Genomic DNA, 19,469 nt, shown 5'->3' with positions numbered 1-19,469 from the left:
TACGCTGGCGCCTTCGACGCCCACGGGATGCCGTGAACACCCCGGTCCGGCGCCAGCCGGAGTCCGGTTCGCGACATGCGCTGTTTCCGTACGGGCGCGCAGGGCTCCTACAGGACGTGGACCATCGCACGATGTCTTGGAGGACAGCCACGACCACATCTTCCGCGCCGATGAAGGCCTTGGCAGGCCGGCGCAACGGATGACGTGCCGCCGGCTCGCGGCGGCACGTCATCCAGGGCTCCGATGTGGTCGTGGTCGTCGAGTTCGATGAGTTCGAAGCCGGCATAAGGCGACCTGAAGCGAATCGTAAGCGGCCCTCGGCAGAGTGTTCCCTGTCAGCAGCGATCACCACGACCCACCCGGGAGAGCCTCCGATGCGCAAGCTCATCAACTCCACCTACCTCACCCTCGACGGCGTCATCGAGAACCCGATGTGGACGTCGCCCTACTTCGCCGAGGAGGCGGCCGAGGTGGCCACCGAGGTCACCAACGGCGCGGACGCGCTGCTCATGGGCCGCGCCACCTACGACGGCTTCTCGCAGGCCTGGCCGGCGATGGACGAGAGCGATCCCGCCACCGGCGCCGCGTTCTTCAACAACGTGAAGAAGTACGTGGCGTCGACCACGCTGAAGGACCCCTCCTGGAGGAACACCGAGGTGCTGGAAGGGGACCTGGTCGAGGCGGTCGCGAAGCTCAAGGAGCAGGACGGCGGGAACATCGTGCAGTACGGCTACGGCGCGGTCACCGCGCAGCTGGTCACGGCCGGCCTGGTCGACGAGGTGAAGTTCTGGATCCACCCGGTCATCGTGGGCGCCGCCGGGTTCTCCACCGTGCTGAGCGATGTCAAGGCCACGTTCGAACTCATCGACACCCGGGTCTTCACCAACGGCGTCATCGTCGCGACCTACCGGCCGAAGGCCACCGCCTGAGCGAGGCTGAGTTTGGCGCCCTCGGCCACCAGCTCGTCGAAGCGTTCCTGGCCGAGCGCGGCAACCGCCCGTCGCGCCGCCCGGTCGAGCTCGTCCTGCTCGGCCGGGGCGGCCGGGGCGAAGTTCTGCTCGCGGGCGGTGGCCGCGGCAGCCAGCAGCCGGGCCGCCACGGCCGGCTCGGCCACCGTGGCCATGCCCTCGACAGCGCCGATGCCGTCGCGGGTGGAGCCGATGGCGCTCTCGTACGCCTCCATGTGCAGTGCCCAGGCGGCCGCCGGGTCGCCCTGCAACTCCCGCGCGTAGGCCAGCTCGACCAGGATCATCGGCAGGTACGGCGGCGGGTTCGGCTCGACCCGACCCTGGTCGGCGATGCGGGTCAGGTGGGTGACGGCCTGGTCGAGGCGGCCCGAGCGGCGGGCCGCGATGCCGAGGCTCATCTCGGCGAACACCACCGCGGTGGGCGCGCCCTGCTCCACGGCCAGCCGGTAGGCGCGTTCGGCCAGCTCCCGTGCCGTTTCGTGGTCCCGGCGCTGTACCGCCAGCCAGGCCAGCCACGACAGTTTCGCGCCGACCTGCGGCGACAGCGAGAGCTCGGTCGCCCAGCGCAGCCCTTCCCGGTGCAGGGCGGCGGCCCGTTCGGGCTGGCCGCGGAACTCCGCCAGCCCGCCGAGCCAGTCACTGGCCCGCAGCCGCCCCCACCGGTCGCCGAGCTCGGCGAACAGCGCGTCGCTGCGCGTCGCGGTCGCCTCCAGCGCGGACAGGTCACCGGCGGCGTGCGCGAGCATCGCCCGCGACGCCAGCACCGCTGCCTCGGTCCACGCGTCGTCGTACTGCTCCGGCAGCAGCTCCGCGGCGAGCGCCAGGTCACCGCGGTCCATCACGGCGTCCGCCACGAACCAGGCCGACCGTCCGGCCGGGTCCAGGGCGAGCACGTCCCGTACGTTCTCGGGTACCCGCTCGCCCTGCAGCAGCGCCAGCCCGAGCCGCCAGGGCGCGGCGAGGCGCTCCTCGTCGGCCGTGCCGGTCAGCGCCAGGGCGGCGCGTGCCTCGCTGAGCCGCCCCCGCAGCACCCAGTACCAGGTGAGCGCCAGCGCCATCCGCAAGCCGCCGCCGTGCGCGAGCGCGGCCTGCAGGTTGGCCCGCTCGGCGTCCAGGATCGCGAGCCACCGCTGCTGCTCGGGGCCGCGCAACAGCGGGTCGGCGTGCTCGGCGAGGGAGCGGAAGTAGCCGGTGTGCCGGCTGCGGACCGTGGCGGCGTCGGTGAGCTGCGCGGCGCCGAATTCCGCGATCGACTCCAGCAGCCGGTACCGCGGTCCCGGCTCGGCCACCACCAGCGACCGTTCCACGAGCCGGTCCACGGCGTCCAGGCCGGCGTCGCACACCTGCTCGGCGGCCTCGGGTGTACAGCCGTCGCGGAAGGCCGACAGCCGGGCCAGCACCGCACGGTCCTGCGGGTCCAGCAGGTCCCAGCTCCACGCGATCACCGCGGTGAGGGTCCGCTGCCGTTCCGGCACGTCCCGCTGCCGGGTGGTGAGCAGCTCGAAGCGGTCGTCCAGGCGGTCCACGACGCCCTGGACGCCGAGCGCGCGCACCCGGGTCGCGGCCAGCTCGAGGGCCAGGGGCAGGCCGTCCAGCCGGCGGCACAGCTGCGCCACCACGGGTGCGGTCTGCTCGTCGAGCCGGAACCCGCGGTGCTGCGCGGCCGCGCGCGCCGAGAACAGCCGGGCCGCGGCCGAGCGCCGCACCGCGTCGACGTCGGCCGGGTCGCCCGGCAGCGCAAGCGGGCCCACCTCCCAGACCTGTTCGCCGGTCAGCAGCAGCGGCTCCCGGCTGGTGGCCAGCACGCGTACCCCGGGCGCGTCGCGCAGCAGCCGCCCGACCAGCGCGGCGGCCGCCGCGATCACGTGCTCGCAGTTGTCCAGCACCAGCAGCATCTCGCGGTGCCGCAGCGCCGTCACCAGCCGGTCGGTGGCGGACCCGGTGGTGCCCGGTGCCTCGTGCAGGCCGAGCACCCCGAGGACCTGCTCCGCCACCCGCGGGTCCGCCGGCGGCAGCGGCGCCAGCTCCACCAGGTGCACGCCGTCCGGGTGGACCTGTTCGGCGGCGGTCGCCGCGGCGAGCCGGGTCTTGCCCACCCCGCCCGGCCCGACCAGGGTGAGCAGCCGGACGGCCGGGATCAGGGCGCGCAGCTCCGTGAGGGCCTCGGCCCGGCCGATCAACTCGTCCAGCTGGGCGGGCAGGCTGTTGCGGACGATCGCGGACTTCGGCGGTGCGGTGAGGGCCGGATCCTGCTCGAGGATCTGCCGGTGCAGGGCGGCCAGTTCCGGTCCCGGGTCCAGGCCCAGCTCGTCGGCGAGCCGTTCCCGCAGCCCGGCGTAGCTGTCGAGGGCGTCGGCCTGCCGTCCCGCGGCGTACAGGGCGCGCATGTGCAGGACGCGCAGCCCTTCCCGCAGCGGGTGGAGCTCGACGAGCTCGGCCAGCTCCGTGGCGACCAGGTCGTGCTCGCCGCGGGCCAGCCGCGCCGCGGCGAGCCGCTCGTGCACGAGGAGGCGCTGCTCGGTGAGCCGGGTCGCCTCGGCGCGCGCGAACTCCTGGTCGGCCACGTCGGCGTACGCCTGGCCGCGCCACAGAGCGAGCGCCGCGCCGAGCCGGTCGACGTCGGCGGCGTCGGCGAGCGCGGCGAACCGGTCGGCGTCGACGTCGTCGGCCCGCAGCCGGTAGCCCGGCGGCCGCGACTCGATCAGGTCACGCGCGCCCGGTTCGGCGTCGTTGAGCGCCTTCCGCAGCTGCGACACCCGTACCTGCAGCGCGCCGGCGGGGTTCGCGGGTGCGTCGTCGCCCCACAGGTCCTCGATGAGCCGGTCGGCGGAAACCACCGTGTTGCGGTGCGCCAGCAGATCGGCCAGCAGCATGCGCACCTTGGCGCCGGGTACGACCACCGGCTCGCCGTCGGCGGTGGTGACGGCGAGCGGACCGAGGATCCCGAAGCGCACGACGGATCATGTTACGGCGGTAAGCCGACCGTAAGCGCAGGCCCGCACACTGCGCCGTATGGAGATGTACTTCGAGGAGCACGGTGACGGCCCGGGACGGCCACTGATCCTCGTGCCGGCCGCGCTGTCGGGCATCCACACGTCGTTCGGCACGCTGCTGCCGTTGCTGGCCGGCACCCGGCGGGTCGTCGCCGTCGAGCTGCCGGGGCACGGGCGCAGCCCCGACTGCGATGGGCCGTACACCGTCGGGGGCTTTGCGGCGCAGGTGGTGCAGCTGCTGGACCGTCTCGGCCTGGCGCGAGCGGACCTGCTGGGCTGGGGGCTGGGCGCCGCGGTCGCCCTGCGGATCGGCACCCACCACCCGGCGCGGGCCGGCCGGCTCGTGCTCGCCTCGCCGGTCTTCGACCGCGGTGGCCTGCACCCCGGGCTGCTCGACGGCGCCGCGCACCTGCGGCCCGAGCACCTGCACGGCTCCGAGCTGCACGAGGAGTACCTGCGTACCGCGCCCGACCCGGCGGGCTGGGATCGCCTCGTCACGAAGATGGCGGTCCTGGACGCGCATCCGCCGCGGTGGACGGCGGCGCAGATCCGCGCCCTGCGGGTGCCCGCACTGGTCGTGGTCGGCGACGCGGACATCGTCCGGCCGGAACATGCCGTGCGGATGTTCCGCCTGCTCGGCGGCGGTGTCCCCGGCGACATCTGCGCGATGCCGCGCTGCCGCCTCGCGATCCTGCCCGGCACCACCCACACCTCCCTGCCGCACCGGGCCGGGCTGCTGGTCCCGCTGGTCGAGGAGTTCCTCGACGAGGACCTCGCAGACGTACGCACGGTGCCTCCATCGTCGGATTCGCCTTCGCTCGAGTGCTCGGCTTCAACCTGCTACCCAGGCTAAGAACGTCGGCGCGGCTGTACCGGCCGGCGGCCGGGGAGGACGAGAAGGAAGGGCGGGCGTCGGCTCGTTCATGCTGCCGGCTTGAGCACTGCGGTGACCACGTGGCCCGTGCGGGGCCCAGACGGTATGACGTCTGGGCCCCGCGCGGGACGGGAGTGTCAGCGCTTCATGAGGGCGAAGACTCCCCAGCCGAGATACTCACGCCCGTAGCGCGCGTAGCGGGCGGGCTCGGTGGTGAGTTCTTCCCGCACTTCGGGGGCGAGTTCGTCGTCCGGGTTCTGGTCGAGCCAGCGGCGCAGGTTGAGCCACTGGGCCGCGGCGTAGCGGTCCCAGCTGTCCTGGTCGGCCAGCATCATTTCAACGACGTCGTACCCGAGTTCCTGGAACTGCTCGATCAGCTCCGGGAGGAGCAGGAAGTCGGCGATGGAGGTGGCGTGGCATGCCTTGGCGGTCTTTTCGTCCGTTGGGGTCTGCCGCCAGTACGGCTCGCCGATCAGCATCAGTCCGCCGGGGCGCAGGCTGCGGTCGAGCAGCTCGGTCGTTCCGGCGACGCCGTTGCCGATCCACGTGGCGCCGATGCAGGCGGCCAGGTCGACCGGCTGGTCCGCGACATGGCCGGCGGCGTCACCGTGGATGAACTCGACTCGGTCGGCGACGCCGAGTTCGGCGGCGCGGGCCTGGGCCTGCTCGGTGAAGACCGTGCTGATGTCGACCCCGGTGCCGGTGATCCCGTGGTCACGCGCCCACGTGCACAGCATTTCGCCTGAGCCGCTGGCCAGGTCGAGGGCTCGTGTCCCGGGGGCGAGGTGGAGCGATGCGCCCAGGGCGGCGAACTTGTCCGCGGTCAGCGGGTTGTGGATCCGGTGGCTGCTCTCACGGATGGTGAAGATGCGGGGAAGGTCCATGACCAGATTCCTTTCTCTGCGAAGGTCTGGTCCAGGCCTTCGTCGTCGTGCAGGCCCACGCCGCGCAGGAGGAGAGAGATCAGATGGGTATGAAGTGGGTCGATGAAACACGGTGGAGACCTTTGAACGGGGGCCCCGCCGGACGACAGCGTGCCGAGAACACTCCTACGAGGGAGGAAGGCAGGCGAAGGTCAGGACGAGGCCCGGGAGGTGAGGATGATCCGGGCACCGCACACAGCGGGCGTCTCCACGCCAGTCATCAACACACCTCCTTAGATCGCCGTCAGCGAACTGGTCATCGCTCCGGCAAGTACGGTAACACCCTCCGTGGACGTCGGCGCCGCTTGCGATGGCACGTTGGTCCGTTGCGTCATGCGTTGCCCCAGTCGGGCAGGCATGACCGGTGAAGTCCTCGAACCGCCGGCGTCCAGTCACCGAGCTTGCCGCCGCTATCTGAACAAGCCAGCATCGGGCTCACGGTGCCACCCGATCAGATGACGTAACGGCACCCGAACGCGTCCCGAGTCGTCACGGACGAACGCGGATGATCGTCTTCCCCTTGCGTCGCTCAGTCGGGTTGAGGGCGGCGACGGCATCGTCGAGGGACGCGACGTTGCCGATGTTCGTCCGCAGCCGTAGGTCACGCACGCGCTGGACGATCTCACCCAACTGGGCGCGATCGGACTCGACAACGAAGTCGATCGCCAGGCCATCGGCGGGCCGCGCCTCGGGTGGCCCTACGACGGTCACCAGTGTTCCTTCGGCCCGGATGAGGCCTGCGGACCGCCTCTGGATGCCTCCGCCGATGACGTCGAACACCAGGTCGACGCCGCCGACGTCTTCCAGGGCGTCGTCGTCGAGGTCGACGAAATCCTGCGCGCCGAAGTCGAGCGCCTTCTGACGGTCGGCAGCGCGCCCCGTACCGATGACATACGCGCCGGCCTCACGTGCGAGTTGCGTCACCATCGTCCCGACTGCGCCGGCCGCGCCGTGCACGAGGACGCTCTGCCCCGCCTGAAGACGGCCGTGCTGGAACAGCCCCTGCCACGCGGTCAGGCCCGAGATCGGCAGGCTCGCGCCCACCGTGAAGTCGACGTCGCCGGGCAGCGGCGCGAGGTTGCGTGCCTCGATGGCCACGTACTCCGCCAGGGTGCCGTCGCGATGCCAGTCCGCGATGCCGAACACCCGCTGTCCCACCGACAGCCCCGTCGTGCCATAGCCGAGAGCGGTGACCACTCCGGCCAGTTCGTGTCCAGGGATCGACGGTGTCCGGTCACGGTCGAGGCGATCGGTCCAGGTCGAGGGCCACGCCAACTCAGTCGGGACGAATCCCGACGCATGAACCTGAACAATGACGTCGCCAATCGCCGGCTCCGGCTCGGGCCGCTCCACCAGCGTCATCCCGGCCGTTCCTGCGGCCTGATCGGTCACCACGATCGCCTTCATCCGGCACCTCCGCTTACCCAGTCCTCGCCTGAACGGCATTTCGGATCACCAGTGTTGGTGGCACCAGACCTCGGCGTCCTACCACGCTGATCGGGAAGGGTCGTGGCGCGAGGCCGGCACTTCCTCGGCGTTGGCGTACGTCTGACGCATCTGCTCCGCCATCGCAGAATGCCGGTGATCGCGTTGTTCGTGTCGGCTGCGGCGGGCCCGTGGAACTGTGACGACCACGTACCCGGTCGGGTCGAGCGCAAACCCGGTCGAGCCATCCACGGCGCCTCGCGGTCCGGTGCACCCCGGTCACCTCGCCCGGATGGGGGTGATCGGGCACCGCCGGGCAACCATGGGGTCCGTAGCCGGCGGCTACGGAGACCTCGGGACACGTTGGAGGACTGCGATGCCCAAGGACCTCGTCACACGGACGACGCTGCTCGACGAGTCACCGCCGTTCATCCCCGATTCGCCCGAGCTCATGACGGTGCTGCTCGAAGTGCCGCCGGGCGGGAGTGTCCCGCCGCACCGGCACTCCGGCCCACTCTCCGCCTACGTCCTCGAAGGCGAGATGATCTTCGAACTGGAGGGCCAGCCGGAGCGGGTGGTCCGGGCCGGCGAGGCGGTCTTCGAACCGGGCGGCGACGTCATCCACTACCAGACCGCCAATCCCCGGCCGGACACCTGGCTGCGCTTCCTGGCCACCATGATCATGGTGCCGGGTCAGCCGATGCAGACCCTGGTCAGTGATGAGGAGCTCGAACTGCGTCGCGACCGGCGGGCACCCCGGCCCTCCTGAACTTCAACACAGGGCGCCACGGCGCCGAGCCACTGGACGTCGACGAGCTCGAGCCGGTCGAAGCGGCGCCGGCTGGGTAGGGATCGGGCCATGGACTTCGGAGTCGGATATTTCCCCACCCACAATGCCATGGCCCCGGGGGACCTGGCGCGGCTGGCCGAGGAGCGCGGCCAGTCCGCCGTGTTCTTCGCCGAGCACACCCACATCCCGGCCAGCCGGGACACGCCGTCCGAGGACGGGCAGGAGCTGCCGCAGAGGTACTGGCACACCTACGACCTCTTCGTCGCGCTGACCGCGGCCGCGGCGGCCACCAGCCGGCTGCGCATCGGCAGCGGCATCTGCCTCGTCATCGAGCGTGACCCGATCATCACCGCCAAGGAGGTCGCCTCGCTCGACCAGCTCTCCGGTGGCCGCTTCGAGTTCGGCGTCGGCGCCGGGTGGAACCGCGAGGAGATGCGCAACCACGGCACCGACCCGCGGGTGCGCATGGCCGTGCTGCGCGAGCGGATCGAGGCGATGAAGGCGATCTGGGCCGAGGAGGAGGCGTCGTACCACGGCAAGTACGTCGACTTCCAACGGATCTGGTCCTTCCCCAAGCCGGCCCAGCGCCCCCACCCGCCGATCCTCGTCGGTGGCATGGGCCCGGGCGTGCTGGACCGCGTGCTGGCGTTCGGCGACGCCTGGTTCCCCAACTACGGCGAGGGCGTCATCGAGCGCATCGGCGAGCTGCGGGCCCGGGCCGAGCGCCAGATCGACGTGCAGGTGCTCTCGGCGCCGGCCGATCCCGCGGTACTGCAGCGCCTCCACGAGGCCGGCGTCCAGCGCGCCAGCCGGTGGATCCCCTCCGGCCCGCGCTCGGTCGTCGAGCGCGGCCTCGAACAGTGGGAACGGGCCATCGCCGACTTCGCCGGCGAAGGCGCGTGACGCCGGACGAATGCCGGCAGCGTTTCGGGGCGGCGCGCGTCGCCCGGCTGGCCACCGTCGCCCCGGACGGCTCGCCCCATGCCGTGCCCATCGTGTTCGCGCTGGAGGGCGACACCGTCTACCACGGCGTGGACGCCAAGCCGAAGCGGCACACCGCCCTGCAGCGGCTGGCCAACCTGGCCGCCGAGCCGCGCGCCGCCGTGCTCGCCGACCATTACGACGAGGACTGGTCCACGCTGTGGTGGGTCCGCGCCGACGGCATCGCGCGTGAGGTCGACCCGGCGGGGGAGGAGGGCCGCCGGGCGCTCGGGCGACTGGTGGCGCGCTACCCGCAGTACCGAATCCGGGGCCTGATGATCGCGATCGACGTCGCGCGGTGGACGGGCTGGTCGGCCTCGTAGAGTCGGGGTCATGACCGACTTCTCCGCCGAGCACCGGCGGCTCATCGACGCCGTCGCCGAGCGCCCGGGCGCGCAGATCGCCGAGGCGGCGGTGGCCTACGACCATGACGGGCAGCCCATGGAGGGCTACCGCGCCCACGACGCCGCGGTCGCCGGGCCGAAGCCCGCCGTGATCATCGTGCCCGACTGGACGGGGCTGCGGGAGTACCCCAAGGCCCGTGCCCAGATGCTCGCCCGCCTCGGCTACTACGCCTTCGCCGCCGACCTCTACGGCACCGGGCGGCGCTTCGAGGACCACCAGAGCGCGGCGGCGGAGGCCGGGAAGTACTACGGCGACCTCGCGCTGATGCGCGCCCGGGTCCGCGCCGCCTACGACGTCGTGGCGAACGACCCGGCGGTCGACGCGAGCCGGATCGTCGTCATCGGGTACTGCTTCGGCGGCTCGGCGGCGCTGGAGTTCGCCCGCACCGGGGCGCCGCTGGCCGGCACGGTCGCGTTCCACGCCCGCCTCGTGACACACGAGCCGGCCGACGTCGCCGCGATCACCGGCGCGGTGCTGATCTGCACCGGCGGCGCCGACCCGGTGGTGCCCGACGAGGCGGTGGCGGCCTTCCAGGACGAGCTTCGCACCCGCCCCGACCTGGACTGGCAGGTCATCACGTACTCCGGCGCCGAGCACGGATTCACCCTGCCGGGCGGCGCGTACCACCCGGCGGCCGACGCGCGCAGCTGGCGCGAGCTGACGGCCTTCCTGGACGAGGTCTTCTAAACGCCCTGATGCTGGCCGTCAACAGCGCCGTCGGCTACCGGGACGTCCGCGGACGGCTGCCGACCGTGTCAGAGTGACACCGCGTGCAGGGCGAGCCACAGCTGCACGCGGTCGGCGGTCGAGGTGAGCCGCCTGCCGGTGAGCCGCTCGATCTGCTCGAGGCGGTAGCGCACGGTGTTGCGGTGCACGTAGAGGCGGGCGGCGACCTTCGCGACCGAGCCGTCCTCCTCGAGGTACACCCGCAGCGTCTCGACCAGGGCCGCGCCCGAGGCGGTGTCGAAGTCGAGCAGCGGCGCGAGGACCTCCCGACCGAGGTCGGCCAGGGGCAGGTCGTCGCTGGCCAGCAGCAGGCCCGGCAGTGAGAGCGGCTCCCGGCCGTTGATGCCGGGCCCGCGGCTGAGCGCCTCGCGGGCCTCGTAGAAGCTCCAGCGCAGCCCGTGCACGCCGCTGTAGGCGCCGCCGACGCCGACCCGGGCGCCGTCGCCGAGCTGGGCGACGTAGGCGAGGGTCTTGGCGGCGACATCCGCGGCGCTGGGCGAGCGGCCGACGAGCACCACCAGGTGGTCGTCGAGGTGGGCGGTGGCGACCGGCTCGACCCCGGTCTCGGCGAGGGGGTAGACGCTGCCGGGCAGGGCCCGCAGGCCGGCGACGTCGGGCGAGGTCGCGAGGACGACGGTGTAGGGGTGGGAGACGTCCACGCCGAACGCGAGCAGCCGCCGCTCGGCCTCCGCGGGGGCGATCGTGGCCCGCACGATGTCCTCGACGAGGTGGCCGATGAGTTCCCGCCGGCCGGCGAGGACGGCCTGGCGGCGGGCCAGCTCCAGGCCGACGAGGCTGGCCGCGTAGGGCAGGATGTCGTCCTGGCCGCCGGCGACCGGCCCGGTGCACAGCGCCGCCTCGACCGTTCCGCCGACCTCGACGGGGTCCTGCCGGGCGGCGCCGGACGGCCACGGCAGGCCCGGCGGCGCGGAGGCGAAGACGTGGCCGTAGGGGTCCACGACGCCGATCGGTGCGCCGACCATGCGCCGCAGCGCATCCACCATGCCGGCGAGGCCGCCGCCGGACAGCAGCGCCCGGGTCAGCTCGTCGTGCATGCGCAGCAGCGCCCGCTGCCGGCCGTAGTGCGCGGCGAAGACCCGGTCGGCGACGAGCCGGTCGACGGCGATGAACGGGGTCTCGTACGGCACCTCGAGGATCGGCAGCCCGGCGAGATCGGCGGCGGCGATCGTCGCCGGCGGCACGACCCGGTGGGTGAGCCCGGTGCCGAAGCCGATCGCGGCGACCGCGCACTCGGCGACCCGGCGCACGAACTGCCGCTGGGCGGCGGCGGTGCGCTGACGCAGGCCGGTCGTGAGCACGAGCTCGCCGCCCTGCAGCCAGTGCCGGGGGTCGTCGAGCTCGGTCACGGCGCACCAGCGGACCTCCCGCTGCAGGTCGGCGCGCGAACCGGCCCGCACGACGAGGCTCAGCCCGTCGTCGGCGAGGAGGTCGGCGAGACGCACGCTCACGCGCGTGACTGTACCGCTGCACAACGATTCGCTGTAGCGCTGTACATCTGTCCATTGGAGTCAGTGCCCGATTTCCCTACGGTTCCGTCAACCCAGCCGCAGGGAAGCGGAGGTGACCAACGCATGAGCGGACCGGCGATCCGGCTGACCGGGCTGCGCAAGTCGTTCGGCGTGGTCGACGCCGTCGACGGGGTCGACCTGGAGATCGCGGACGGCGAGTTCTTCTCCATGCTCGGGCCGAGCGGCTCCGGCAAGACGACCGTACTGCGCCTCATCGCGGGCTTCGAGTCGCCGACCGCCGGCACCGTCGAACTCGCCGGGGTTGACGTCACGCGGCGCCCGCCGTACGAGCGCGACGTCAACACGGTCTTCCAGGACTATGCGCTGTTCCCGCACATGTCGGTGCTCGACAACGTCGCCTACGGGCTGCGCGTGCGCGGCACCGGCCGGCGGGAGCGGCGCGAGCGGGCCGAGGGGGCGCTGCGCTCGGTGCGCCTGGAGGGCTACGGCGCCCGGCGCCCCGCGCAGCTGTCCGGCGGGCAGCGGCAGCGGGTGGCCCTGGCGCGGGCGCTGGTGAACCGGCCGAAGGTGCTGCTGCTCGACGAGCCGCTCGGCGCGCTGGACCTCAAGCTGCGCGAGGAGATGCAGGTCGAGCTCAAGGCCCTGCAGCGGCAGGTCGGCATCACGTTCGTGTTCGTCACGCACGACCAGGAGGAGGCGCTGACGATGAGCGACCGCGTCGCCGTCTTCTCCGGCGGGCGGGTCGAGCAGGTGGCCGCGCCGGTCGAGCTCTACGAGCGCCCGGCGTCCCCGTTCGTGGCCGGGTTCGTCGGTATCTCGAACCAGTTCGACGGCGCCGACGTCATCGGCCGGTCCGGCACGTTCTCGCTGCGGCCCGAGAAGATCCGCCTCGACGGCGACGGCGACTGCGCGGCCGCCGGCAAGGTCGCCGAGGTGGTGTACGCCGGCGCCTTCACCCGCCTGGTCGTCGACCTCGACGCCGGACCCCGCATGGTCGTGCTGCTCACCTCCGCACCCGGACTGCCCGCGCTGCGCGGCCAGGCGGTCCGCCTCACCTGGAGCTCCTCCGACCTCATCGCGCTCGACTGACGCGCTCGAATCAAGGAGAAGGCATGCGCCGATACATCGCCGTATTCGCGACCGTGCTGGCCCTCGCCGCCTGCGGGGACGACGCCAAGCAGAGCAACGCGCCGGCCGGGCCCGCCGGAGCCCAGCTGCCGAAGATCGACAAGCTGGCGAGCCTCGGGGCCGGCGAAGGCGCGGTGAACATCGTGGCGTGGGCCGGGTACGCCGAGAACGGCAGCAACGACCCGAAGGTCGACTGGGTCACCCCGTTCGAGAAGCAGACCGGCTGCAAGGCCAACGTGAAGGTCGCCGGCACGTCCGACGAGATGGTGACGCTCATGAAGACCGGCGACTACGACGTGGTCTCCGCCTCCGGCGACGCCTCCCTGCGCCTCATCTACGGCGGCGTGGTCGCGCCGGTCAACACCGACCTGGTGCCCAACTACAAGGACGTCTTCGACGGGCTGAAGAACAAGGCGTGGAACTCCGTCGGCGGCGCGCCCTACGGCGTCCCGCACGGCCGCGGCGCGAACCTGCTCATGTACCGCACCGACGTGGTCAAGCCGGCGCCGACCTCGTGGGACGTGGTCTTCGACGCCAACTCCCCGTACAAGGGCAAGGTCACCGCCTACGACTCGCCGATCTACATCGCCGACGCCGCGCTGTACCTCATGAAGCACAAGCCGGAGCTGGGCATCAAGAACCCGTACGCGCTGGACGACAAGCAGTTCACCGCGGCCGTGGACCTGCTCAAGGGCCAGCAGAAGATCATCGGCGAGTACTGGTCGGACTACACCAAGGAGGTGCAGGCGTTCAAGGCCGGCAACTCCGTGCTCGGCACCACCTGGCAGGTCATCGCCAACCTCGCCGAGGCCGACAAGGCGCCCGTCGAGGCGATCCTGCCCAGCGAGGGCGCGACCGGCTGGTCCGACACCTGGATGATCGCGGCCAAGGCGAAGCACCCGAACTGCGGGTACCTGTGGATGAACCACATCATCTCCCCCGAGGCCAACGCCGCCGTCGCCGAATGGTTCGGCGAGGCACCGTCGAACAAGCTGGCCTGCGCCAAGACCGCCGACCCGCAGCACTGCACCACCTACCACGCCGACGACGAGTCGTACTACGGCCAGGTCTGGTACTGGACGACCCCGGTCGCCGACTGCGTCGACGGTCGCACCGACGTGAAGTGCAAGGACTACAGCGAGTGGACCAAGGCCTGGACGAGCATCAAGGGATGACGGTCATCGCAGGGTTCTTCCACCGCCACCCGCGGGCGAGGCTGGCGGCGCTGCTCTCGGCGCCGCTGGCCTGGCTCGTCGTGGCCTACCTCGGGTCCCTCGCGGTGCTGCTCACCTCGTCGCTGTGGCAGGTCAACACCTTCACCGGCGAGGTCGTGCACGAGAGCACGCTGGACAACTTCCGCACGATCCTGACCGAGCCCGTGTACCGCAACGTCGTGCTGCGCAGCGTGGGAGTGGCAGCCGCCGTCACGCTCATCGACGCGGTCCTCGCCGTGCCGATGGCGTTCTTCATGGCGAAGGTGGCGCCGGCGCGGTACCGCCGGATCCTCCTCGTCGCCGTGGTCACCCCGCTCTGGGCGAGCTACCTGGTCAAGGCGTACGCGTGGCGGGTCATGCTGGCCAACGACGGCCCGCTGGACCGGATCTTCGGCGGCCCCGGCTACGGGCTGCCGGCGACCGTGCTCGTGCTGTCCTACATGTGGCTGCCGTACATGATCCTGCCCGTCTACGCGGGCCTGGACCGGCTGCCCGACTCGCTGCTGGAGGCGTCGGCGGACCTGGGCGGCCGGCCCGGGCGCACGTTGCGCTCGGTGGTGCTGCCGATGCTGGTGCCATCGATCGTGGCCGGCTCGATCTTCACGTTCTCGCTGTCGCTGGGCGACTACATCACCGTGCAGATCGTCGGCGGCAAGAGCCAGCTGATCGGCAACCTCGTGTACGCGAACATCGGCGCCGCCAACGACCTGCCGTTCTCCGCCGCCCTGGCCACCATCCCGGCGCTCGTCATGCTCGTGTACCTGCTCGCGGTACGCCGGACCGGAGCCCTGGAGAACCTATGACGCTCTCCCGCACCGCCCGCTGGCTCCTCGGCGCCGTCACCGCCCTCGGCCTGGCGTTCGTGTACATGCCGCTGGCGTTGGTGCTGCTGAACTCCTTCAACGCCGACCGCACGTTCGCCTTCCCGCCGCGCTCGTTCACGTTCGGCTGGTGGTCGAGGGCGTGGGACAGCAGCGGCCTGCGCTCGGCGCTGTGGACGTCGCTGCAGGCCGGCCTCGGCGCCACCCTGGTCGCCCTGGTCCTCGGCACGATGGTGGCGTTCGCGGTGCAGCGGTACCGCTTCTTCGGCCGCGAGGCGGTCTCGCTGCTCGTGCTGCTGCCGATCGCGCTGCCCGGCATCGTCACCGGCATCGCGCTGGACACCGCGTTCCGCTCGGTCGTCGAGCCGCTGGGCGTCGGCAAGGGCCTGCTGTCGGTGGTGATCGGCCACGCCACGTTCTGCGTCGTCGTCGTGTACAACAACGTGCTCGCCCGCCTGCGCCGCACCGGCGCCTCCTACGAGGAGGCGTCCGCGGACCTCGGCGCCCGCCCCGGCCAGACCTTCCGCTACGTCACGTTCCCGCTGCTGCGCTCCGCCCTGTTCGCCGGCGGCCTGCTGGCGTTCGCGCTGAGCTTCGACGAGATCGTGGTCACCACGTTCACCGCCGGCCCCGGCACCGAGACCCTACCGATCTGGATCTTCAACAACCTGTTCCGCCCGAACCAGGCCCCGGTCATCAACGTCGTGGCCGCGGTGCTCATCGTCGCATCGATCATCCCCGTGTACCTGGCCCAGCGCCTCTCCTCCGACACGACCGGCGGCCGGCTGTAGTCATCAGGCTCGCTGCGGCCTGTCTGCGGTTCGTGCGCAGGTCTCGGCGGAGGTGTGTACGCCGGATGAACAGTCGTGCCCCGTGTGCCCCATGCACATTGACCAGCGAAAGTACATCCTGGATACACCTCTGATCCGCATGTTACCGTGCGGCCGACGAAATCGCATCGATCGATATCGTCAATTCGTCGTTGGGGAGGTGAATCGCATGCTCAGCTTTTCGGGTCAGATCGGTACCACGGCCACTGGTGGGCTGACCGTCACGGTCGCTCCGGGTGCCTCCACCACGTGCGGCGGCGGCAACTGCTGCTGCACCAGTTGCTGCTCGTGGTAGTCGCCGGCCCATGCGCCCAACCAGTGAAGGGAAACCAGCCTTGCTCAGCTTCTCCGGCCAGATCGGTACCACAGCCACCGGTGGGCTGACCGTCACGGTCGCTCCGGGTGCCTCCACCACGTGCGGCGGCGGCAACTGCTGCTGCTCCAGTTGCTGCTCCTGGTGATCCGGCCGCTGCCGGTCACCTCCCTGTCCGCGCTCGCATCGGAGTGACATGCCCTACCGCCGCACCAGGGAAGAAGTCGAGGAAGCGCTCAAGGACCACGACTACCTCCGGGCGGTCGGCAGCTTCGCGATGCAGCACACGATTGTCTCGATCTATACGTCATCCACGGTCGTCCGGACCCCAGACTCCGTGGTGCGGGGCCGATGGGCGACCGGGGATGACGCCTTCGCCGGCGAGGAACTTCTGCTCAACTACCGCACGGACAACGCTCGGCTGGGCTTCCAGATGGGCATCGGCAGGTTCTACGAGCCGGATGCGGTCCTGTCCTCCTGTCACGCCGACCTTGAGGAAGACCTGCGTGACGTCGTCAAGCTGCCCACCGCGAAACCCATCCGTGCAGGACTGACCGCGGTCGTCACCGAGCGGCGCAGCACCCGCCTGTTCAGCGGCGCGCCGATCTCGCTGGCCGACCTGTCGGCGCTGCTGTTCCACTGCCAGGGTGCCACCGGCAGCCTGCCGTACGGCAATCCGGCCGACCCGCACGGCGTGATCGGGCTGCGCACCGTCGCCTCCGGCGGCGGCCTCTACCCGGTAACGCTGTACGTCCATGCCTTCAACGTCGCGGGGCTCGCCCCCGGCGCGTACGAGTACCTGCCGTACGCCCACGGTCTTTCGCCGGTCGCGCCGCATCCGCAGCTGCCGCCGGCACAGGTGCTGCGCTCGCCCGACCTGGACGTCGAGCGCAGCGGGTTCGTCCTGACGTTCGTGTACAACCTCTACGACAACTCGCGCAAGTACGGCGACGGGGGTGTCGTGTTCGGGCTCATCGAGGTCGGCGCCATCCTGCAGAACCTGCACCTGGCCCGCACGGCGCTCGGCCTGGCCGGCTGCGACCAGGGTGGCTACGACAAGCAGACGATCGAGAAGATGCTGGACCTGGACGGCCTGACCAGCCACGTCGTGCACGTGAGCGTGGTCGGGCAGGGAGAGTAGTCGGTGAGCGCAGACGAGTCCATGATGGACAGTTACCAGCTGGCAAGCACGGCGCGGTTGGTGGAGGACAGCGCCGGTCGCTTCCGGATCCGCACCGGAGTGTGGAACTTCGAGGAGGCGGTGATCGACGTCAGCCGCGAGTCGCCGGCGGTGGGGGCCACCGTGCGGGCCGCGCTGCGCGCGGCGGCCGCCGGGCCGGTGCGCGTCGCCGACCATCTGGATCCGGGGCTGCAACCGATCGAGTCGGCCAACATCGAGCGCCTCTTCGCCGACCTGGCACAGGCCGGATTGTTCGTGCCCGCGCGTGAGCGCGACAGCCAGGATGCGGTGACCGCGGCGCTGCTGGGCCGGATGGTGTCGCCGTACCCGGGGGACGGCGAGCCGCCGAGCGGTGAGGTCGCCTTCCTGTCGGACTCTGCCGCGGCCACGGCGCAGGCCGAGCACCTTGCGGCCGGGATGCGGCTGCGGCTGGCGCCGCTCGCCCCGGAGACGGTCGAGCGCCTCTCGAGCGCCGACCTCACGTCCCGTATCGACGGCCTGGCCACCGAGCAGGCCATGACCGACCTGACTCCGGCGCTGACCGGCTCGGCGGCGCTGGTGACGTGCCTGCAGCGACCGTCGCTGCCGTTGCTGCGTAACATCAATCGGGTGCTGGAAGGCCGCGACGTGCCGTGGGTGTGCGCGTTCATCGACGGGCCGTTCGTGTCCGTGGTGGGCCTGAAGTCCCCGCACACCGGCTGCTTCGAGTGTTTCGAGCAGCGGGCGCTGGCGCGGCTGGAGGACCACGTGTCCTATCACGACTTCGCCCGCTCGCCGGTCGGGTCCCCGGCACCGCGGGCCGCGGACGCGCCCATGATGAGCCTGCTGACCACGCTGGCGCTGACCGAGGGATACCTGCACGCGACGGTGGGCGTGTCGCGGCTGTCGGGCCGGGTGCTCGGCGTGCACCTGCCCACGCTGGAGATCCAGACGCAGGACCTGCTGCGCATGCCCGCCTGCCCGGGCTGCGGCAAGGTGTCCCGCCAGCGGATCCGCGAGATCAACTTCAACAGCCGGGCGGCCGTGGACCGGATCGTGTCCGGGGTGCTGCGATGAGCGCAGTGTCGCACTACCCGCCGATGACGCGGCTGCTGCGGCGGTACAAGCACCTGGGGGCGAACCAGACCGGCATCATGCCGGGGTTCTTCGTCGCCGTCGCCGACATCCCGGGCGAGCCCCGGATGCGGGCGATGACGGCGACCATGCCGCACTACCACCGCCTGATCATGGGTGACCCGCATCTGCAGGTGCAGTACCACCTGAGCGGGTACGGCCTGTACCAGGAAGAGGCCATGATCAAGATGATGGGGGAAAGCGTCGAGCGGTACGCCGCGATGGTCGCGATCCGCCTGTTCGACCAGGATTTCCGGTACGCCTCACGGCGCGAGCTGTCGGCCGAGGGCGAGTGCCTGCCACTGGAGTACCTGGGCATCCTCGGTCCGGAACAGCAGCGCACCCTGGCCTCGCGGCTGCACCGGTACGCCGACCGCCCGCCCACGGAGGACGACGTCATCGCGTGGGTGCGCTGCCCGGCGCTGACCCGGCCGGGGGAGGACCTCTGGGTCCCCGCGCAGCTGTTCTTCCTCGGTTTCACCACCTCGGCGGCGCACGGCGACCTGCTCTTCACCCCGTCGTTCTCGACCGGCACGGCGGCACACGTGAGCCTGGAGGACGCGCTGCGCAACGCGTTGATCGAGGCGGTGCAGATCGACTCGTTCGTTCTCAACTGGTACACCCCGAATCCGTGCCCGCAGGTCGTCGTCGACGACGAGGACGCGCTGCGGGTGCTGGCCACGATGAACCTCGGGCCGGATGCCGACTACCGGGTCCGGGCGATCCACCTGACCCGACCCGACCTCCCACTGCCGACCATCGGCGTGTACATGGACCGCAAGACCGACGCGCTGCCGATGCTCAGTTTCGGGGTGCAGGGCGACGCCGACCCGCGCTCGGCGCTGTTGCGCGGAGCGATGGAGAGCGCGGCCATCCTCGGCCTCGGCATGTACAGCGCCATCTTCGACACGACGGCGGTGCACGCGGCGACGAATTCCTCGCCGTACCTGGACCTCGACTCCAACGTGCTGTTCTACGCCGGACCGCAGGACGCGGAGCACAAGCGCGCCATCGTCGCCGAGCGGTTCAGCGGGTCCGTGAAGCTCTCCGAGATCGCCCCGCTGGCCGGAGCGTCGACGCTCGAGTCGCTGCTCGAGATGGTGGCCGGGGTGAGCCGCTGGGCGACCTACCTCGACATCACGCCGCCGGAACTGGCCGGCACCGACTGGAAAGTGGTTCGCGTCCTCATCCCCGAACTGCTCAGCATGTGCCTGCCCGGGATGCCGCCGAAGGCGCATCCGCGCATGGTCGCGCACGGCGGAGTGACGAATGTCCACCCGCACCCTCTGCCTTAG

18 protein-coding genes are annotated in these 19,469 nt (G+C 71.4%); 13 read left to right on the top strand and 5 right to left on the bottom strand.

Annotated elements, in window-relative coordinates; genetic code table 11:
* The first annotated feature begins 374 nt into the window (after positions 1 to 374).
* Positions 375 to 929, top strand: coding sequence for a dihydrofolate reductase family protein (locus tag AB0J72_RS16870; RefSeq protein ID WP_363399580.1), 555 nt, complete (start codon positions 375 to 377; stop codon positions 927 to 929).
* On the opposite strand, the gene AB0J72_RS16865 is transcribed toward AB0J72_RS16870, so the two are convergent.
* Positions 905 to 3,922 (bottom strand): BTAD domain-containing putative transcriptional regulator, encoded by a 3,018-nt coding sequence (locus AB0J72_RS16865; protein ID WP_363399578.1) that lies wholly within the window; start codon positions 3,920 to 3,922, stop codon positions 905 to 907. The two genes, AB0J72_RS16870 and AB0J72_RS16865, sit on opposite strands and share 25 nt — an antisense overlap.
* 58 nt (positions 3,923 to 3,980) lie before the next feature.
* Here AB0J72_RS16865 and AB0J72_RS16860 point away from each other — a divergent pair, with 58 nt between their 5' ends.
* Positions 3,981 to 4,814 (top strand): alpha/beta fold hydrolase, encoded by an 834-nt coding sequence (locus tag AB0J72_RS16860; RefSeq protein ID WP_363399576.1) that lies wholly within the window; start codon positions 3,981 to 3,983, stop codon positions 4,812 to 4,814.
* Between the two features lie 158 nt (positions 4,815 to 4,972).
* Here AB0J72_RS16860 and AB0J72_RS16855 read toward each other — a convergent pair whose 3' ends face one another.
* Positions 4,973 to 5,719, bottom strand: a complete 747-nt coding sequence (locus tag AB0J72_RS16855; protein WP_363399574.1) for a class I SAM-dependent methyltransferase — start codon at positions 5,717 to 5,719, stop codon at positions 4,973 to 4,975.
* A gap of 528 nt (positions 5,720 to 6,247) precedes the next feature.
* Entirely contained in the window at positions 6,248 to 7,165 is a 918-nt protein-coding gene (locus AB0J72_RS16850) for an NADP-dependent oxidoreductase (RefSeq protein ID WP_363399572.1), read from the bottom strand.
* 394 nt (positions 7,166 to 7,559) lie between these two features.
* On the opposite strand from AB0J72_RS16850, the gene AB0J72_RS16845 reads away from it, so the two are divergent.
* The 4 genes from AB0J72_RS16845 to AB0J72_RS16830 all read left to right on the top strand — a co-directional run bounded on the left by AB0J72_RS16845 (position 7,560) and on the right by AB0J72_RS16830 (position 10,046).
* Positions 7,560 to 7,952 carry a cupin domain-containing protein gene (locus AB0J72_RS16845; protein ID WP_363399569.1) on the top strand — a complete coding sequence of 131 codons (393 nt, stop codon included), beginning with the start codon at positions 7,560 to 7,562 and terminating at the stop codon, positions 7,950 to 7,952.
* A gap of 90 nt (positions 7,953 to 8,042) precedes the next feature.
* On the top strand, positions 8,043 to 8,876 hold the full coding sequence (locus tag AB0J72_RS16840; RefSeq protein ID WP_363399567.1) for an LLM class F420-dependent oxidoreductase: 834 nt from the start codon (positions 8,043 to 8,045) through the stop codon (positions 8,874 to 8,876).
* Positions 8,873 to 9,277, top strand: a complete 405-nt coding sequence (locus AB0J72_RS16835; RefSeq protein WP_363399565.1) for a TIGR03668 family PPOX class F420-dependent oxidoreductase — start codon at positions 8,873 to 8,875, stop codon at positions 9,275 to 9,277. The genes AB0J72_RS16840 and AB0J72_RS16835 overlap by 4 nt, the downstream gene beginning before the upstream one ends.
* Before the next feature lie 10 nt (positions 9,278 to 9,287).
* On the top strand, positions 9,288 to 10,046 hold the full coding sequence (locus tag AB0J72_RS16830; protein ID WP_363399563.1) for a dienelactone hydrolase family protein: 759 nt from the start codon (positions 9,288 to 9,290) through the stop codon (positions 10,044 to 10,046).
* 68 nt (positions 10,047 to 10,114) lie between these two features.
* Here AB0J72_RS16830 and AB0J72_RS16825 read toward each other — a convergent pair whose 3' ends face one another.
* Entirely contained in the window at positions 10,115 to 11,554 is a 1,440-nt protein-coding gene (locus tag AB0J72_RS16825; protein WP_363399561.1) for a PucR family transcriptional regulator ligand-binding domain-containing protein, read from the bottom strand.
* Between the two features lie 123 nt (positions 11,555 to 11,677).
* On the opposite strand from AB0J72_RS16825, the gene AB0J72_RS16820 reads away from it, so the two are divergent.
* From AB0J72_RS16820 to AB0J72_RS16805, 4 genes are read left to right on the top strand one after another with little or no spacing between them, the layout of a single operon-like run.
* Entirely contained in the window at positions 11,678 to 12,664 is a 987-nt protein-coding gene (locus AB0J72_RS16820; RefSeq protein ID WP_363399559.1) for an ABC transporter ATP-binding protein, read from the top strand.
* 23 nt (positions 12,665 to 12,687) lie between these two features.
* Entirely contained in the window at positions 12,688 to 13,878 is a 1,191-nt protein-coding gene (locus tag AB0J72_RS16815; RefSeq protein WP_363399557.1) for an ABC transporter substrate-binding protein, read from the top strand.
* Positions 13,875 to 14,720: an ABC transporter permease gene (locus tag AB0J72_RS16810; protein WP_344511648.1), complete on the top strand. Its 846-nt coding sequence runs from the start codon at positions 13,875 to 13,877 to the stop codon at positions 14,718 to 14,720. Before AB0J72_RS16815 ends, AB0J72_RS16810 begins: the two co-directional genes overlap by 4 nt.
* On the top strand, positions 14,717 to 15,529 hold the full coding sequence (locus tag AB0J72_RS16805; protein WP_363399554.1) for an ABC transporter permease: 813 nt from the start codon (positions 14,717 to 14,719) through the stop codon (positions 15,527 to 15,529). Before AB0J72_RS16810 ends, AB0J72_RS16805 begins: the two co-directional genes overlap by 4 nt.
* Before the next feature lie 225 nt (positions 15,530 to 15,754).
* Here AB0J72_RS16805 and AB0J72_RS16800 read toward each other — a convergent pair whose 3' ends face one another.
* Complete coding sequence (locus AB0J72_RS16800) at positions 15,755 to 15,883, bottom strand: hypothetical protein (RefSeq protein ID WP_344511652.1); 129 nt, start codon at positions 15,881 to 15,883, stop codon at positions 15,755 to 15,757.
* 194 nt (positions 15,884 to 16,077) lie between these two features.
* Between AB0J72_RS16800 and AB0J72_RS16795 the strand changes: the two genes are divergently transcribed.
* The 3 genes from AB0J72_RS16795 to AB0J72_RS16785 are packed head-to-tail and all read left to right on the top strand — an operon-like array spanning position 16,078 to position 19,469.
* On the top strand, positions 16,078 to 17,022 hold the full coding sequence (locus AB0J72_RS16795) for a SagB/ThcOx family dehydrogenase (protein WP_363399552.1): 945 nt from the start codon (positions 16,078 to 16,080) through the stop codon (positions 17,020 to 17,022).
* A gap of 3 nt (positions 17,023 to 17,025) precedes the next feature.
* Positions 17,026 to 18,117 (top strand): TOMM precursor leader peptide-binding protein, encoded by a 1,092-nt coding sequence (locus AB0J72_RS16790; RefSeq protein ID WP_363399550.1) that lies wholly within the window; start codon positions 17,026 to 17,028, stop codon positions 18,115 to 18,117.
* A complete protein-coding gene (locus AB0J72_RS16785) occupies positions 18,114 to 19,469 on the top strand; it encodes a YcaO-like family protein (RefSeq protein ID WP_363399548.1) in 1,356 nt (451 codons plus the stop codon). Before AB0J72_RS16790 ends, AB0J72_RS16785 begins: the two co-directional genes overlap by 4 nt.

This window comes from Dactylosporangium sp. NPDC049742, assembly GCF_040674675.1.
In the GTDB taxonomy this organism is placed as follows: domain Bacteria; phylum Actinomycetota; class Actinomycetes; order Mycobacteriales; family Micromonosporaceae; genus Dactylosporangium; species Dactylosporangium maewongense.
The sequence above is the reverse complement of the archived record's forward strand: the minus strand, read 5'-3'. Positions and strand labels throughout refer to the sequence as shown.